Raw genomic sequence first — 15,563 nt, forward strand, 5'->3', positions numbered from 1 at the left:
AACGAACCATTATGGTGCATTGCACATTTTTCCGATTTGCCTTAATCCTCGCCGCCTCAAAAAGGTGCCTTCATAATACTCGAACCTATAACACTTATCTTCTAAAACAGATCAACAAATCGGAAAAAAAAACTATTTTTATCTTTCTGCACATAAGAAAGACGCAGCTGCGGTATATCTCATGTATAATGTGCGCTTCTAAATTTGTCTGCACAGGTCCCCAGACGTGATCGAAAACTTAAGAAACATCGCCATCATAGCCCACGTTGACCATGGTAAAACCACCCTGGTTGATAAACTTCTATCACAGTCCGGCACGCTGGGCCGTCGTGACGAAGGCACCGAACGAATCATGGATTCGAACGACCAGGAAAAAGAGCGGGGTATTACCATTCTGGCGAAGAACACCGCCATCCAATGGAATGAATACCATATCAACATTGTTGATACCCCCGGACACGCAGACTTCGGTGGCGAAGTTGAGCGGGTGCTGTCGATGGTTGACTGCGTCTGCCTGCTGGTTGATGCCGTTGACGGTCCAATGCCACAAACCCGTTTCGTAACTCAAAAAGCCTTCGAGCAGGGCTTGCGCCCAATCGTTGTAGTCAACAAAGTCGACCGCCCTGGTTCACGTCCCGATTACGTTATCGACCAGGTGTTTGATCTGTTTGACAGCCTTGGCGCAACCGATGAGCAACTCGACTTCCCCATCATTTACGCCTCAGCACTGAACGGTGTTGCCGGTAATGAGCCGGATCAGTTGGCGGATGATATGACGCCGCTGTTCGAGGCGATTGTAAAACATGTAAACCCACCACAGGTTGACACTGAAGGGCCATTCCAGATGCAGATCTCTGCGCTGGACTACAACAGCTACGTTGGTGTTATCGGTGTAGGCCGGGTAACCCGTGGTACGGTAAGACTTAACCATGTGGTTAAAGTCATCGACCGCGAAGGAAAGGTACGTAACGGTAAAGTCCAGAAGATCATGGGCTATATGGGCCTGGATCGTGTCGATGTTGAAGCCGCTCAGGCAGGTGACATCATCTGCGTAACCGGTATCGACGCCCTGAACATCTCTGATACGCTGTGCGATCCGTCTGCCGTTGAAGCGCTACCGCCTCTCTCTGTTGATGAGCCTACCGTGTCGATGACTTTCCAGGTTAACGATTCACCGTTTGCGGGTCAGGACGGTAAGTTTGTTACCAGCCGGAATATCAAAGACCGTCTGGATCGCGAACTGATTCACAACGTAGCACTGCGTGTTGAACCAGGCGATTCCCCTGAGAAATTTAAAGTATCTGGCCGTGGTGAACTTCACCTGTCGGTACTGATCGAATCGATGCGTCGCGAAGGTTTTGAGCTGGGTGTTTCCCGTCCTGAAGTAATTCAGAAAGAAGTTGACGGTAAAACTCACGAGCCTTTCGAAATCGTCATGATCGATGTAGAAGAGCAGCACCAGGGCAACATCATTGAAGAACTGGGCAAGCGTAAAGCGGATATGACCAACATGGAAGTGGATGGTAAGGGGCGTGTACGTCTGACCTTCCTGATCCCTTCACGCGGTCTGATCGGTTTCCGTTCACAGTTCCTCACTATGACCTCCGGTACCGGTATCATGACCTCTGTATTTGACCACTATGGTGTGGTTAAAGAGGGTGAAGTTATCAGCCGCAACAACGGTGTTCTGGTTTCCATGGTAACCGGTAAAGCACTGGGATACTCTCTGTGGAACCTGCAAGAGCGTGGTCGCCTGTGTATCGAGCCTAACATCGAAGTCTATGAAGGCATGATCCTGGGTATCCATAGCCGCAGCAACGACCTGGCCGTTAACCCGATCAAAGGTAAGCAGCTGACTAACGTACGCGCATCCGGCACCGATGAAAACATTCAATTGACCCCTCCAGTGCGCTTTACACTGGAACAGGCTCTGGACTTCATCGAAGATGACGAACTGGTGGAAGTAACCCCACTGAGCATCCGCATCCGCAAGAAGATGCTAACTGAAAACGAACGTAAGCGTCATTCCCGTTCTGGGAAGTAAAGGCTGTCGTTTTTCAATAAGCAGGTAAATCTGCACATAAATAGCCCGGACAGCGACCGCTGTTCCGGGCTATACTCCCGGTGTCTGCCAGACTGACAAGGACACCTATATGAACACCCTGTTTCCTGATATTCACCCCTATAAGCAGCACCACCTTGCTGTTGACGACCTGCATACCCTCTATATTGAAGAGAGTGGCAACGCCCAGGGCATCCCTGTGTTATTTATTCACGGCGGCCCCGGTGGTGGCACTAACAGCTTTAACCGTTGCTTCTTTGATCCCGAAAAATATCGCATTATTCTGTTTGATCAGCGCGGCTGCGGCCAGTCAACACCCCATGCAGAGCTGAAAGACAATACCACCGGGCACCTGATCAGCGATATTGAAAAAATTCGCGAACACCTGAATATTGATGAGTGGCTGCTGTTTGGTGGCTCATGGGGTTCCACCCTGAGCCTGCTGTACGCCGAACGTTTTCCTGAGCGGGTTTCTGGCATGATTCTGCGTGGTATTTTTCTCTGTCGCGACCGTGATATTCACTGGTTTTATCAGGAAGGCGCCAGCGCTATCTTCCCGGATTACTGGAAAGAGTATCAGAAGGTCATTCCACGGGAAGAGCGCAATGAGATGCTACAGGCTTACTACAAACGCCTGACATCAGACAACGAAATCGCACGAATGTCTGCCGCCAAAGCCTGGTCAGTCTGGGAAGGCCGTTGCTCTACCCTTGATCCAAACAGCGACCTTGTTGATCACTTTGGTGACCCCCATATCGCGCTGGCGATGGCCCGGATAGAGGCACACTACTTTATCAATCATGCCTTTATCGAGCCGGATCAGATTATCCGCGATGCCCACAGAATTCAGCATATCCCTACTGTCATAGTGCACGGCCGCTATGATGTAGTCTGTCCAATTGAACAGGCGTTTGCACTGTATGAGGTACTACCTCAGGCTGAACTGCATATCGTCAGGGATGCTGGCCATAGCGCACTGGAGCCCGGCAACACCGATAACCTGATCAAAGCTACTAACCAGTTTGCATTGTCAAAAGCCTGAATAAGTTACAAGGAACCGCGTTGAAAGCACTTATCCAGCGGGTTAAGTCCGCCTCAGTTGATATTGCCGCCAAACCCCATGGAGCAATAGGTCCGGGAATTCTACTTCTGCTGGGTGTCGAGAAGAACGACACCGAAGCCAGCGCTGACAAGCTCCTGCAGAAAGTGCTGAATTACCGGATTTTTGCCGATACAGAGGGCAAGATGAATCTCAGCCTACAACAACGGCAGGGCGGCCTGCTGGTTGTGTCCCAATTCACTCTGGTAGCCGACACTGCCAAGGGACTACGTCCGGGATTTTCCAAGGGCGCGACACCCGAGCAGGGCGAAGCGCTGTACGATTATTTTGTCCGTCAGGCCCGGGCACAACACCCTGACGTTGCCACCGGCTGCTTTGGCGCCGATATGCAGGTCAGCCTGATCAACGATGGTCCTGTCACCTTTCTACTGGAAGTCTGAACCGATGGACACCACAACCCTGGCACTTGCCGAACGTATCTTTCTCACCGTTTTTCCGCTGTTTGCGATTGTTCTGTGCGGCTACCTCTATGGCCGCTATAAGAAACCCGACATGTCACTGGCCAACCAGTTGAATATGGATATATTTGTCCCGGCACTCATCTTTTTTGTGTTGTCAGATAAATCCTTTGATCTGGTGAAATACCAGGCACTGGCGGCAGGTGCGGCGATTGTTATTCTGGGGTCCGGGCTGCTAATCTGGCCACTCTGTAAAATACTCAAAGTAAAACCTAAAACTTTTCTGCCTCCAATGATGTTCAGCAACAGCGGCAACCTCGGCCTGCCTCTTATCATTCTGGCGTTTGGTGAGCAGGCCCTGCCCGCCGCAATTATGTTGTTTATTGTTGAGATGACCCTGCACTTCACTCTGGGCATCTACATGATGGACCATCGCACCAATCCCTGGCGACTGCTCCGTATGCCGATCATTATCGCCACCATTGCGGGTCTGCTATGGAGTAGTTTCAACCTTTCGATGCCAGCATCCATCTCTACTTCGCTGGATATGCTGGGACAGATTTCGATCCCTTTACTGCTCTTTACCCTGGGGGTCAGACTGATCACCGTTGACTTCAGCGCCTGGAGGATAGGCGTCACCGGGGCTATTATCAGCCCGGCTATTGGCATTCTGATTGCCTTTGCCATTCAGCAACTACTGCACCTGGAAGCCGAACAGTTTGCCTATCTGATCATTTTCGGCGCACTACCGCCTGCAGTACTAAACTATATCGTTGCTGAGCAATATAACCAGGAACCAAAACAGGTCGCCTCCATTGTTCTGCTGGGTAATATGGGATCACTGATCTTTATTCCGCTTACCCTGGTCTTCGTCTTATAAAAAAGGCTGCCTTACGGCAGCCTCTACAACTTAACGTCACAGCTTACTTTCACATCTTAACTGCGCTCAATCTTACTGTGGCTCTTCAACCATAATACTTTGCAGGTTTTTAGCCACCGTCGCACTACCGATCCCCTTCACATTAGCCAGCTCATCCACAGTTTTGAACGGCCCGTTAGTTTCTCGATACTCGATAATGGCTTTGGCTTTTGCCGGCCCTACCCCCTGCAATACCTCTACCAGCTGATCAACCGTTGCCGTGTTGATATTCACCATCGGCTCAGCATATACGCCCAACGGCAAACTCAGACAGAGCAGCAATAATATCGATTTAAGATACGAACTCCATTTCATAGCAATTTCCTTTTCATTAGTATTAAAGCCGGTAAAAACCGGCTTTAATACTAATAGCACATGACAAAAATATGACAACTAACGTGCTGCAAGGATCTCCTGTTCAATCCGGCGTAACGCCTCAACCGGCACTCCCGCCTGTGTGATCGGCCGACCAATCACCAGATGAGTACTGCCGGCGGTAATCGCCTCTGCAGGTGTCATAATCCGTTTCTGGTCACCAACTTCAGCCTCTGCAGGACGGATACCCGGAGTCACCAGTTGAAATGCTGGTGAAACGATCTGCCGCAGCGGTTTTACCTCCTGAGCAGAGCAAACCACACCGTCGAGACCGCTGTTCTGAGTCAACAATGCCAGGCGTTTAACCTGCTCAAGCGGCTCGATATCCAGACCGATATCCGCCAGATCCGACTGCTCCATACTGGTGAGTACAGTGACGGCGATTAACAGTGTCTGAGCACCATTCACCTGATCAAGCTCATTACGCGCTGCTTCCATCATCCGCCGGCCACCGGACGCATGTACATTCACCATCCACACTCCCATCTCTGCCGCAGCTCTGACCGCTTTTGCAGTCGTATTAGGGATATCATGGAATTTGAGATCAAGAAAAACTTCAAACCCTTTACGATGCAACGCCTCTACCACCGCCGGTCCCGCCCGGGTAAACAGCTCTTTACCCACTTTAACGCGGCATGTGGCCGGATCCAGCTGATCTGCCATCTTCAGAGCGGCGTCCTGATCGGGATAGTCCAGCGCAACAATAATCGCTTTCGTCTTATTCATTTAGATAGATCTCATACAGATTCAGATCGGGACTACTCACCCTCAAGCCCCTGGATCGGTTTAGTCGTCCCCCAACTCTGACAGGAGGGACATTGCCAGTGCAGCGACTTCCCTGAAAAACCACATCGCTGACAATTATACACCGGCTTACTCAATTCCAGCTGCCCCGTCAGACCACGCAACACCATCAGGCTTTCATTGGCTCCTTTTGAAGCGTGGGCGATATACAGGTCAATCAAGCGGTTAAATCCCTTCACCGAGGGGCGGTGCTTCAGCTGGTCAGTAATAAAAGCACCCGCAGGGTAAGCCCCTTGCTGTTCGAGTATCCGGCCAGCCAGGGCCAGCATCACACTGGTTGACGGGTATTTGTTCAACCACTGCGTCATCAGGCGTTCAAACTCAGCCAGCTGGTTCAGCTCAGCATAGCAGCGCTGCAGACGCTTGATGGTTTCAGATAAGAACTGAGGGTCCTGGGCGGCAACCCGCTTCAATTCAGTAATCGCCCCTTTCCAGTTCTCCTGCTGAATAGCGATATCCGCCAACAGCAGACTGGCGCGGACACAACCTTTATCAAAATTCAAAGCGGTATTCAGTTTACCGCTAGCATGACGGTAGCGTTGCTGAGCCATATACCCCTCAGCCAACTCACAACAATAGTGGCTCAATTCAACTTCAAGCCCCTCTAATTCAGCGGCACTCTGCTGCTTAGCGACCTCGATCGCCTGCCCCCACTCCTTCTCTTTTTCGTAGAGCTTTATCAGCAGAGCAATAACTTTCTGATGGGTTTCTGCGCCCGGACGCTGCGCCCGAATCTCCAGCAAAAGATTTTCGGCACGATCAAGCAGCCCCACGGCATAGTAATCCCGCGCCAGGGCCATCTGAATCCGCATAAAATCATCACGTGAAAGATCGGATCGGGCCAGCAAATTCTGATGAATCTGGATAGCACGTTCCACATCCCCTTTCTTTCGAAACAGCTTTGCCAACGCCAGATGAGCAGGAATGGTATCGGAATTTATTTCGAGGGCGCGAATAAAGCTCTCTATCGCTTCATCGGTTTTTTCGCTCAGGAGGTAATCAAGACCGCGAAAATACTCCTGCTGCAGCGAGGAGTGCAGAGGCAGCTTAGTATCCCGCTGACGGCGCCCCATCAGCCAGCCGATAGCGACCGCTACAAACAGCGGGATAATAAACAGATAATCATTCATTTCAGGAAGTGCGTTTCAAAGATGCAGTACGCAGCTGATCAAGCTCCCTGTCAGCTGAACTAATCTTCCGCTTTGCGGCCTTAAGCTTGAGTTTTAGCAACATCAGAAACAGGCTGCTAACCAGAACGCCAGCGATACCACCCGCCACAAAGCTGGCCATTAGCCAAATAGATAAACTGGCTTCGGGCAGAGTAAAGAAAAACATATTAATGCTGACTATCTCAGTATTAAGCGTGGCAAAAGTCCAGCCACAGAACAGAAATACAAGACACAGCACCAGCACAAGCAGCGTTTTTAACCAACGCATCATTTACCCCTAAAATTAATCAATCCCTTAAGACCGTCCATTTTTAAGACTGTCATTAACCTGCTCACGCAGTTCCTTACCCGGTTTAAAATGTGGTACATATTTAGCGTCCAGCGATACTGAATCACCGGTTTTTGGATTACGCCCCACTCGTGGCGAACGAAAATGCAGGCTGAAACTACCAAACCCTCTGATCTCAATGCGATCGCCCTGAGCGAGAGACTCCGTCATATGGTCCAGCATAGTTTTAACTGCCAGCTCTACATCTTTAATTGAAAGCTGTTCGTTCTGGTCAATCAAACGCTCGATCAGTTCAGACTTAGTCATGCTCACCCCCTGACATTTGATGGTCTGATAGTTACCAGACCTCTCATCAGAAATTATGTGTATCCGTTACTATTTCTTTTCCAGTTGAGCTCTGATCAGGTCACCGATAGTCGTCGGCCCTTCAGATTCAACCTGTTGGTGCTTAATCGCATCCAGCGCCTGTTTTTCCTGCCGTTTTTCAACCTGTTTCACTGATAGCGTAATCGCACGGGTGCGCCGGTCTATATTGACAAGCATCACCTCAATATCGTCGCCGACAGTAAATGCATGTGTCAGATCGTCGATCCGTTCAAATGAGGCTTCCTGCACTTTAACCGTGCCCTCAACCCCTTCAGCCAGACTAACGACTAACTGTTTCGGCTCAACCTGTGTGATCTTACCCTGAACAACCGCGCCTTTGGCATTCACCGCGGTATACTCGGAGAAAGGATCACCGCCTAACTGCTTAATCCCCAGAGAGATACGTTCGCGCTCTGAATCAACCGCCAGCACCACTGCACTGACAGTATCACCTTTACTATAGGCCTTAACCGCCTCTTCACCTTCCTGATCCCAGGACAGGTCAGAAAGATGCACTAAACCATCAATGCCCCCCTCCAGGCCGATAAATACACCAAAATCGGTAATCGACTTGATCACACCCGTGATCTCAGTACCTTTACTGTAGCGTTCTGCAAAGGCATCCCAGGGGTTAGCCTGACACTGCTTCATACCCAAAGATATACGCCGGCGTTGCTCATCAATATCGAGAATCATCACCTCGATCTGATCTCCGAGATGGACGACCTTCGATGGGTGAACATTCTTATTGGTCCAGTCCATCTCAGATACATGCACCAAGCCTTCGATACCTACCTGAATCTCGGCGAAACAACCATAATCCGCAATATTAGTGACCTTCGCGGACACTTTGGTGCCGACCGGATGGGCCGCCTTGAACTCATCCCATGGGTCCGGGGTGAGCTGTTTCATACCCAGCGAAACCCGGCTCTTATCCCGATCATAGCGCAACACTTTAACGTCGATCTCATCGCCGATCGACAGCAGTTCACTCGGATGCTTAACGCGCTTCCAGGCGATGTCAGTTATATGCAGCAGACCATCCACACCACCCAGGTCGATAAACGCACCATAGTCGGTAAGATTCTTCACGACCCCCTTAACCGTCATCCCCTCATTGAGGGTCGCCAGCAGCCTATCCCGCTCAGCATTGTAAGCGGTTTCAAGCACGGCGCGCCGGGACACGACGATATTATTCCGCTTGGCATCCAGCTTAACCAGCTTAAATTCAAGCTCTTTGTTTTCCAGGTGAGAGGTATCCCGTAACGGCCGAATATCGACCAGAGAACCCGGTAGGAAGGCACTAATGGAGTTAACATCAACGGTGAAACCACCGCGAACCTTACCGGTAATACGTCCGGTAATGACTTCGTCATTTGCAATCGCTTTTTCAAGCACACCCCAGGACTCAGCCCGCTTCGCCTTTTCACGCGATAGCTGAGTTTCGCCAGAACCGTCTTCGAGAGATACCAGAGCAACTTTTACCTCATCACCCACGGCGATGGTCAGTTTACCCTCATCATCGAGAAACTGATTTCGCGGGATAACTCCCTCCGACTTCAGTCCGGCATTAACAACGACAAAATCGCCATCAACCGCGACAACAGTACCCGTCACAATAGAGCCTGGTTGCATATCCAGCTCTTTCAGACTCTCTTCAAACAGCTCAGCAAAACTCTCATTCATTCCGGCTAAACCTCATTTTTTTTGCCGTTAACGCAGACCCTTATGTCTCGCCTGATCCAGCACAGATGCTAACACCTCTTCAATACTCAGATGAGTAGTATCAAGAGATATAGCATCTTTTGCAGGCTTGAGAGGCGCTACTTCACGATTCATATCCCGCGCGTCCCGTACCTGAATATCCTCCAATATTGCCTGAAGACTAGCACCGAGCCCCTTATTTATCAACTGGTTATACCGGCGGTTTGCTCGTTCTTCTGCACTTGCCGTCAAATAAATTTTTAACGGGGCGTCCGGGAACACCACGGTACCCATATCCCGACCATCGGCAATCAGCCCCGGTTCGGAGACAAATGCCCGCTGCCGCTCAAGCAGCGCATCCCGGACAGAGCCTATCGCAGCGATCACAGACGCATCAGATCCACACTCTTCTGTACGGATAGCATTAGTGACGTCTTCCCCCTCCAGAACAATGGAAACCTCATGATGATTAGCCGATGTCTCAAACTGCACATCCAGATGAGCAGCCAGCACCACCAGCGCAGCTTCATCATCCAGAGCAACACCGTGATGCCGCGCAGCCAGGCCCACCAACCGATACAAGGCTCCGCTGTCTAGCAGATTCCAGCCCAACTCGCGGGCCAGCAGACTGCAGATAGTACCTTTCCCTGATCCTCCAGGACCATCTATTGCAATAACCGGGAAATCTCCCATGTTACTTCTCCTCTTTACGAACCCGGATACCTACCTGCTGAGCCAACTCAACAAAATTTGGAAACGATGTGGCAACATTAGCGCATTCACGGATTTCGATATCCCCACTGGCCCGGAGCGCAGCGATGGTAAATGACATCGCAATGCGGTGATCATCATGACTTTCAATCACACCACCACCCATTTTACTACCACGGATAATAGCGCCGTCCGGTGTACCTTCGATGTCAGCACCCAGAATTTTCAGTCCATCGACCATCGCCTGAATACGGTCACTCTCTTTTACCCGCAGCTCTTCGGCACCGGTGAGTACCGTTTCACCCTCGGCACAGACCGCGGCGATAAACAGCGCTGGAAACTCATCAATCGCCAGCGGCACCTGATCTTCAGGAATACGGATACCTTTCAACGGAGCATAACGGATGCGGATATCAGCCACCGGCTCACCACCGACTTCCCGTTCGTTCAACAGCTCAAGATTGCTGCCCATCGCCCGCAGAATATTAATCACGCCAATCCGTGTTGGGTTAATGCCAACATGCTCAAGGGTAATATCAGAGCCGGGGCAGATAGCTGCTGCGACCATGAAAAAGGTTGAGGATGAGATATCTGCAGGCACGTCGATCTTTGTTGCAGTCAGAGAACCACCACCGGAGAGTGAAACTTTATTACCCGCAACATCCACCGAATAACCAAACCCACGCAACATACGTTCAGTATGGTCCCGTGTCGGTGCCGGTTCAATAACGCTGGTCTCACCTTCGGCATACAGACCTGCGAGCATCACACAGGATTTAACCTGTGCACTGGCCATCGGCATCTCATAATTGATCGCCTTAAGTTTCTTCCCGCCTTTGATCTTCACCGGAGGACAACCATTTTCGCCGGTTTGGACATCTGCGCCCATCAGCCGCAACGGCTTAGCCACCCGTTCCATTGGACGCTTACTGAGAGAGGCATCACCACTCAGCTCAGAATCAAATGACTGACCTGCCAGGAGGCCCGACATCAGACGGATAGTGGTACCGGAGTTACCCACATAGATCGGCCCCGGTGGCTGACGTAAGCCATTAATACCAACGCCATAAATTTTCACAACCCCCTGATGCGGGCCCTCAATAACGACCCCCATATCCCGGAACGCCTGCAAGGTCGCCAGACTGTCTTCGCCTTCAAGAAAACCGGTAATCTCGGTGATACCATCAGCCAGAGACCCCAGCATAATGGAGCGGTGAGAGATAGATTTATCGCCAGGAGCCCGAATCGTGCCCTGCACCTGACCACCGGGTTGTGCATAGAATGTAGTGTCTTTTGTTATCATATTCTTTTGCGAGTACGCTGAGCCCGATAAAATTTTAGAAAAGTGTTCACGTGCGGCCTTGGCCCGGGTGAAAATCCCCAGCATTGCAAGGCTGTCTTCAGATTCAATCGCTGTTCGCAGCCGATTAACACCTGATGTAAATTCGTCAATCTTCTGCAGGATTGCCTGTTTATTCGCCAGACCGATGTCATGCCACATCGTCGGATCACTGGCGGCAACCCGGGTAAAATCCCTGAAGCCTCCCGCGGCATAGCGGAAAATATCATTACAATCCTGTTCCTGCGCCAGTGTATCCACCAGAGAAAAGGCCAGCAGGTGCGGCAGATGACTGGTCGCCGCCAGCACTTCGTCATGCCGGTCAACATCCATCTGCAGCACCTGTGCACCAACGGCTTGCCACATCCGCGCGATCAGTGTGACCGCATCCGGGTCACTTTCAGACAGCGGTGTAAGAATCACTTTATGATGCTCAAACAGTGTTGCATCAGCCGCCGCCACACCACTTTTCTCCGATCCGGCGATGGGATGACCGGGAATAAAGCGTTTTGGTACATAGCCAAACAGATTGATCGCTGATCTGACAATGTTACCTTTAACACTGCCGACATCTGTGAGAATAGTGTCCGGACGCAATACTGGCAAGATTTCCGCCAGAACCGCTTCAATTGCCTTCACTGGCACAGCCAGTACAATCACATCGGCCTGGGCTGCTGCCTCCAGCAGATCAGCTGCTGCTTCCTCAACAATGCCAAGGCGCAGCGCAGTGGCCAACTCATCTTTATCGCGATCAAAACCAACCACAGTGCGACAGATGTTGCGCGCCCGCAGCGCACTCGCCAGTGACCCACCGATCAATCCCAAGCCGATAATCAATACGCGCTCAGTCAAACATCTCACAGTGTATCTGCCTTGCCTGACTGCTGCTTCAATACTTTGTCAAAGGCGCTGAGAAACCGGCTATTTTCCTCAGGCAAACCAATGGTCACCCGCAGATGGTTGGGCATCTGATAGTTAGCGACCGGTCGGACTATCACCCCTTCCTGCAGTAATCCTGCATATAGTGGTGCCGCATCACAGCCACAGTCTACCGTAATAAAATTACCCACAGAGGGTATCCAGCTGAGCCCCAGCTGGGCAAGCCCCTGCTCCAGCTGCGCCATACCGGTACAATTCAGAGCAACACTGCGCTGCAAATACTCACTATCGCTAAGCACGGCTGCAGCCGCCTCCAACGCAGGAATATTGACATTGAAAGGCTGACGTACACGGTTCAGCAGATCAGTAATCGCCGGATCAGCCACCGCATAACCGATACGCAATGCGGCCAGACCAAAGGCTTTAGAAAAGGTTCGGGTAACCACCAGATTCGGGTATTCCTGTTGCAGCGCCAGCCCCGACATATAACCGGATTCTGCAACATACTCCAGATAGGCTTCATCCAGCACAACCACGACGCTCTCCGGCACTTTCGCCATAAAGCTCCGCAACGCCTGCCCACCAAACCAGGTGCCGGTCGGATTATTCGGGTTCGCCAGAAAGATCACCCGGGTTTTATCGGTCACGGCCGCCGCCATCGCATCCAGATCATGTCCCCAGTCACGGGCCGGAACCACCACCGCCCGGGCGCCGGTTGACTGAGCCACCAGCATGTAGACAACAAAGGAGTACTCTGAATAGATAACCTCATCGCCAGGCAGCAGAAATGTCCGTCCGATCAGATCCAGCACATCATTTGAACCATTCCCCAGAGTTATCGTGTTGACACCGATACCGTAGTGATCTGATAACGCCTGCTTCAACTTAAAACCACTGGCATCAGGGTAACGACAACTCTCAGCCAACGCTGTCTGAACAGCAGCAATGGCGACCGCACTCGGCCCCTGAGGGTTTTCATTACTGGCCAGTTTAATACTGTTTTTAATGCCCAGTTCCCGCTCCAGCTCCTCTACCGGCTTCCCCGGCTGATAAGGATGGAGACCCCGAACCCCGGGCGTTGCTAACTGATAGAAATCACATGCCATCTACTTTGCTCCAGATCAGAGTACTGCTACCGGGTATGAGCCCAACAATTTCAGTTCTACAGTATCAGACTGCAGTTCCTGCAATACGGTCTGTATATGCTGATTCGCCGCATGCCCTTCAAAATCAATATAGAAAATTGAATGTGCGCTCTCGGTACTTGCGGGTCGGGTTTCAATACCTGTCAGACTGATCTCATGTTTATGAAAATGCTCCAGCAGCTCATACAGCGCCCCGGCCTTGTCTTTGACGGTCACCAGAATTGAGGTTTTATCATGACCGCTTTCGCCCACTTCCTGATTACCAATAATCAGATAGCGGGTGCTGTTGTCAGACTGGTCATCAATATTTCGGGCAACGATATTCAGCTGATACAGATCAGCCACCAGATCACTGGCTATCGCTACTGCCGAGGCGCCCTGCTTAACCGCCATCCGGGCCGCTTCAGCGTTACTGTTGACGAGGATACGTTCGGCTGAGAGAAAATGGGTGTCGAGCCAGCTGCGGCACTGCGAGAGTGTTTGTTGTGGCAGATAGATACGGGTGATATTTTCCAGACCTTCATCGCCTGAGCGCAACACATGATGATGGATGCGCAGGCCCACCTCACCACAGATTTTAAGATTAAAACGCTTAAACAGATCCAGCGTATGGGTAACCATCCCCTCGGAAGAGTTCTCGATTGGCACCACACCATAGTGCGCGCCACCCGCCTCAACTTCGCGGAACACCTCATCATTGCTGTTAAACGGAATACAGTGGGCGGAATGGCCAAAGTGCTTGCTGGCGGCCTGCTGGGTAAATGTCCCCTCCGGCCCGAGAAAAGCAACATGCATCGGTTTTTCCAGCGCCAGGCAGACCGACATAATTTCACGGAATAGCCGGGCCACTTCAAGATCAGCAAGCGGCCCTTCGTTACGTTCCATAACCCGGCGCAGCACCTGCGCTTCCCGCTCAGGGCGATAAAAAACCGCCTCCTGAGCCCCCTGATACCTTTGCTTGATCTCAGCTACGCTCTGCGCGCAGCGGGCACGGTCATTAAGCAGTTGATGAATCTGCTTATCGATCGAGTCGATCTGATCGCGTACAAGTTTCAGTTCTGATTCCTGATCACTCATCTTACCGCCCTCTGCTATCTGGCTTAGCCGTGACGCTGTGAAAAGTCCTGCATAAAGGCGATCAGCGCATCCACGCCCGCTTCAGATACGGCGTTATAGATACTCGCCCGCATTCCGCCGACTGAACGGTGCCCGGGAAGGTTGAGTAAGCCCTTCTGCTCAGCTTCCAGAAGGAACTGCTTATCCAGGTCAGCGTTAGCAAGAATAAAGGGGACATTCATCCAGGAGCGCGCATTGATCGCCACCGGATTGGAATAGAACGGGTTACTATCGATCGCCGCATAGAGCTTCTCCGCTTTACGACGGTTAAGCTCTGCGATCGCTTCAACCCCTCCCTGAGCTTTCAGCCATTTAAATACCAGCCCCGCCAGATACCAGCCAAATGTTGGCGGTGTATTCAGCATAGAGTCGGCATCGGCGTTGACTTTATAATCATACAGCGCCGGTGTTGCCGGAAGAATATTACCGAGCAAGTCGTCCCGGATAATGACCACCGTCAGGCCCGCAGGACCGATATTCTTCTGAGCGCCCGCGTAGATCATGCCAAACCGGCTCACATCGATTGGGCGTGAGAGGATATTGGATGACATATCAGCAACCAGCGGCACATCACCGGTCTCAGGAATGTAATCAAACTCAACGCCCCGAATGGTTTCGTTAGGCGTGTAGTGCACATAGGCGGCATCCGGGTTTAGTTTCAACTCTTCCTGCGCCGGGGCGCGGGTAAAGTTATTACCTTCTGTCGTAGCAACCACATTCACGTCACAGTAACGGGACGCCTCTTTTATCGCTTTGATCGACCAGTCACCGGTATTGATATAGTCGGCGGTCGTTTTACCCCGCAGCAGGTTCATAGGGATCATGCTGAACTGGCTGCTCGCACCACCCTGCATAAACAGAACCTTATAGTTATCCGGGATATTCATCAGATCGCGCAGATCCTGTTCAGCCTCAGCCGCCACAGCAACAAATTCATCACTACGGTGACTCATCTCCATGATGGAAAGTCCAAGACCATGCCAGTCCAGAAGCTCTTGCTGAGCCAGTTTCAGGACCTCTTCAGGCAGTGCAGAAGGACCCGCACTGAAATTATAATTACGTGTCATTATGATAGATCTGCTACAAAGTTCGTAAAATGGGGTTTAAAAAAGATCGCCGTTAAGGGCTCTTCTAAGTCATTCTGTAAAACAGTTTAAACAGCAGGCT

Annotated in this window: 15 protein-coding genes; 4 read left to right on the forward strand and 11 right to left on the reverse strand. The window is 51.3% G+C overall.

What is annotated here, in order from left to right:
- Positions 1-226: 226 nt before the first annotated feature.
- The 4 genes from typA (at position 227) to ACQY8X_RS00190 (ending at position 4,460) form a co-directional block, all read left to right on the forward strand.
- Positions 227-2,044, forward strand: coding sequence for a translational GTPase TypA (gene typA, locus ACQY8X_RS00175; RefSeq protein ID WP_428033117.1), 1,818 nt, complete (start codon positions 227-229; stop codon positions 2,042-2,044).
- Positions 2,045-2,153: 109 nt separating this feature from the next.
- Positions 2,154-3,104, forward strand: a complete 951-nt coding sequence (gene pip / locus ACQY8X_RS00180) for a prolyl aminopeptidase (protein ID WP_428033118.1) — start codon at positions 2,154-2,156, stop codon at positions 3,102-3,104.
- A gap of 20 nt (positions 3,105-3,124) precedes the next feature.
- Complete coding sequence (dtd, locus tag ACQY8X_RS00185) at positions 3,125-3,562, forward strand: D-aminoacyl-tRNA deacylase (protein WP_428033119.1); 438 nt, start codon at positions 3,125-3,127, stop codon at positions 3,560-3,562.
- A 4-nt stretch (positions 3,563-3,566) separates the two neighbouring features.
- Positions 3,567-4,460: an AEC family transporter gene (locus ACQY8X_RS00190; protein WP_428033120.1), complete on the forward strand. Its 894-nt coding sequence runs from the start codon at positions 3,567-3,569 to the stop codon at positions 4,458-4,460.
- Positions 4,461-4,532: 72 nt separating this feature from the next.
- Here ACQY8X_RS00190 and ACQY8X_RS00195 read toward each other — a convergent pair whose 3' ends face one another.
- The 11 genes from ACQY8X_RS00195 to serC all read right to left on the reverse strand — a co-directional run bounded on the left by ACQY8X_RS00195 (position 4,533) and on the right by serC (position 15,463).
- On the reverse strand, positions 4,533-4,814 hold the full coding sequence (locus tag ACQY8X_RS00195) for a ComEA family DNA-binding protein (protein ID WP_428033121.1): 282 nt from the start codon (positions 4,812-4,814) through the stop codon (positions 4,533-4,535).
- A 78-nt stretch (positions 4,815-4,892) separates the two neighbouring features.
- Positions 4,893-5,600, reverse strand: coding sequence for an orotidine-5'-phosphate decarboxylase (gene pyrF / locus ACQY8X_RS00200; RefSeq protein WP_428033122.1), 708 nt, complete (start codon positions 5,598-5,600; stop codon positions 4,893-4,895).
- 32 nt (positions 5,601-5,632) lie between these two features.
- Positions 5,633-6,808, reverse strand: a complete 1,176-nt coding sequence (gene lapB / locus ACQY8X_RS00205) for a lipopolysaccharide assembly protein LapB (RefSeq protein ID WP_428033123.1) — start codon at positions 6,806-6,808, stop codon at positions 5,633-5,635.
- 1 nt (position 6,809) lies between these two features.
- Positions 6,810-7,118: a lipopolysaccharide assembly protein LapA domain-containing protein gene (locus ACQY8X_RS00210; RefSeq protein ID WP_428033124.1), complete on the reverse strand. Its 309-nt coding sequence runs from the start codon at positions 7,116-7,118 to the stop codon at positions 6,810-6,812.
- Positions 7,119-7,142: 24 nt separating this feature from the next.
- The gene (gene ihfB, locus ACQY8X_RS00215) at positions 7,143-7,442 is read right to left on the reverse strand and encodes an integration host factor subunit beta (RefSeq protein WP_428033125.1); all 300 of its coding nucleotides are present in this window, start codon (positions 7,440-7,442) and stop codon (positions 7,143-7,145) included.
- Between the two features lie 69 nt (positions 7,443-7,511).
- A complete protein-coding gene (gene rpsA / locus ACQY8X_RS00220; protein ID WP_428033126.1) occupies positions 7,512-9,188 on the reverse strand; it encodes a 30S ribosomal protein S1 in 1,677 nt (558 codons plus the stop codon).
- Between the two features lie 27 nt (positions 9,189-9,215).
- A complete protein-coding gene (gene cmk, locus ACQY8X_RS00225; RefSeq protein ID WP_428033127.1) occupies positions 9,216-9,899 on the reverse strand; it encodes a (d)CMP kinase in 684 nt (227 codons plus the stop codon).
- A gap of 1 nt (position 9,900) precedes the next feature.
- The gene (locus ACQY8X_RS00230; RefSeq protein ID WP_428033128.1) at positions 9,901-12,117 is read right to left on the reverse strand and encodes a bifunctional prephenate dehydrogenase/3-phosphoshikimate 1-carboxyvinyltransferase; all 2,217 of its coding nucleotides are present in this window, start codon (positions 12,115-12,117) and stop codon (positions 9,901-9,903) included.
- On the reverse strand, positions 12,114-13,241 hold the full coding sequence (gene hisC, locus ACQY8X_RS00235; RefSeq protein ID WP_428033129.1) for a histidinol-phosphate transaminase: 1,128 nt from the start codon (positions 13,239-13,241) through the stop codon (positions 12,114-12,116). Before hisC ends, ACQY8X_RS00230 begins: the two co-directional genes overlap by 4 nt.
- Positions 13,242-13,256: 15 nt before the next feature.
- Positions 13,257-14,357: a prephenate dehydratase gene (gene pheA, locus ACQY8X_RS00240; RefSeq protein WP_428033130.1), complete on the reverse strand. Its 1,101-nt coding sequence runs from the start codon at positions 14,355-14,357 to the stop codon at positions 13,257-13,259.
- Between the two features lie 23 nt (positions 14,358-14,380).
- Positions 14,381-15,463, reverse strand: a complete 1,083-nt coding sequence (gene serC, locus ACQY8X_RS00245) for a 3-phosphoserine/phosphohydroxythreonine transaminase (protein WP_428033131.1) — start codon at positions 15,461-15,463, stop codon at positions 14,381-14,383.
- Positions 15,464-15,563: the final 100 nt, after the last annotated feature.

The organism is Amphritea sp., assembly GCF_050300915.1.
Classification (GTDB): domain Bacteria; phylum Pseudomonadota; class Gammaproteobacteria; order Pseudomonadales; family Balneatricaceae; genus Amphritea.

Bases quoted from the DNA above. Each gene is read 5' to 3' on its own strand.
- pheA (WP_428033130.1), bottom strand. From the start codon at position 14,357: ATGAGTGATCAGGAATCAGAACTGAAACTTGTACGCGATCAGATCGAC.
- ACQY8X_RS00210 (WP_428033124.1), bottom strand. From the start codon at position 7,118: ATGATGCGTTGGTTAAAAACGCTGCTTGTGCTGGTGCTGTGTCTTGTA.
- ACQY8X_RS00195 (WP_428033121.1), bottom strand. From the start codon at position 4,814: ATGAAATGGAGTTCGTATCTTAAATCGATATTATTGCTGCTCTGTCTG.
- cmk (WP_428033127.1), bottom strand. From the start codon at position 9,899: ATGGGAGATTTCCCGGTTATTGCAATAGATGGTCCTGGAGGATCAGGG.
- pip (WP_428033118.1), top strand. From the start codon at position 2,154: ATGAACACCCTGTTTCCTGATATTCACCCCTATAAGCAGCACCACCTT.
- hisC (WP_428033129.1), bottom strand. From the start codon at position 13,241: ATGGCATGTGATTTCTATCAGTTAGCAACGCCCGGGGTTCGGGGTCTC.
- pyrF (WP_428033122.1), bottom strand. From the start codon at position 5,600: ATGAATAAGACGAAAGCGATTATTGTTGCGCTGGACTATCCCGATCAG.
- rpsA (WP_428033126.1), bottom strand. From the start codon at position 9,188: ATGAATGAGAGTTTTGCTGAGCTGTTTGAAGAGAGTCTGAAAGAGCTG.
- ihfB (WP_428033125.1), bottom strand. From the start codon at position 7,442: ATGACTAAGTCTGAACTGATCGAGCGTTTGATTGACCAGAACGAACAG.
- ACQY8X_RS00190 (WP_428033120.1), top strand. From the start codon at position 3,567: ATGGACACCACAACCCTGGCACTTGCCGAACGTATCTTTCTCACCGTT.
- serC (WP_428033131.1), bottom strand. From the start codon at position 15,463: ATGACACGTAATTATAATTTCAGTGCGGGTCCTTCTGCACTGCCTGAA.
- lapB (WP_428033123.1), bottom strand. From the start codon at position 6,808: ATGAATGATTATCTGTTTATTATCCCGCTGTTTGTAGCGGTCGCTATC.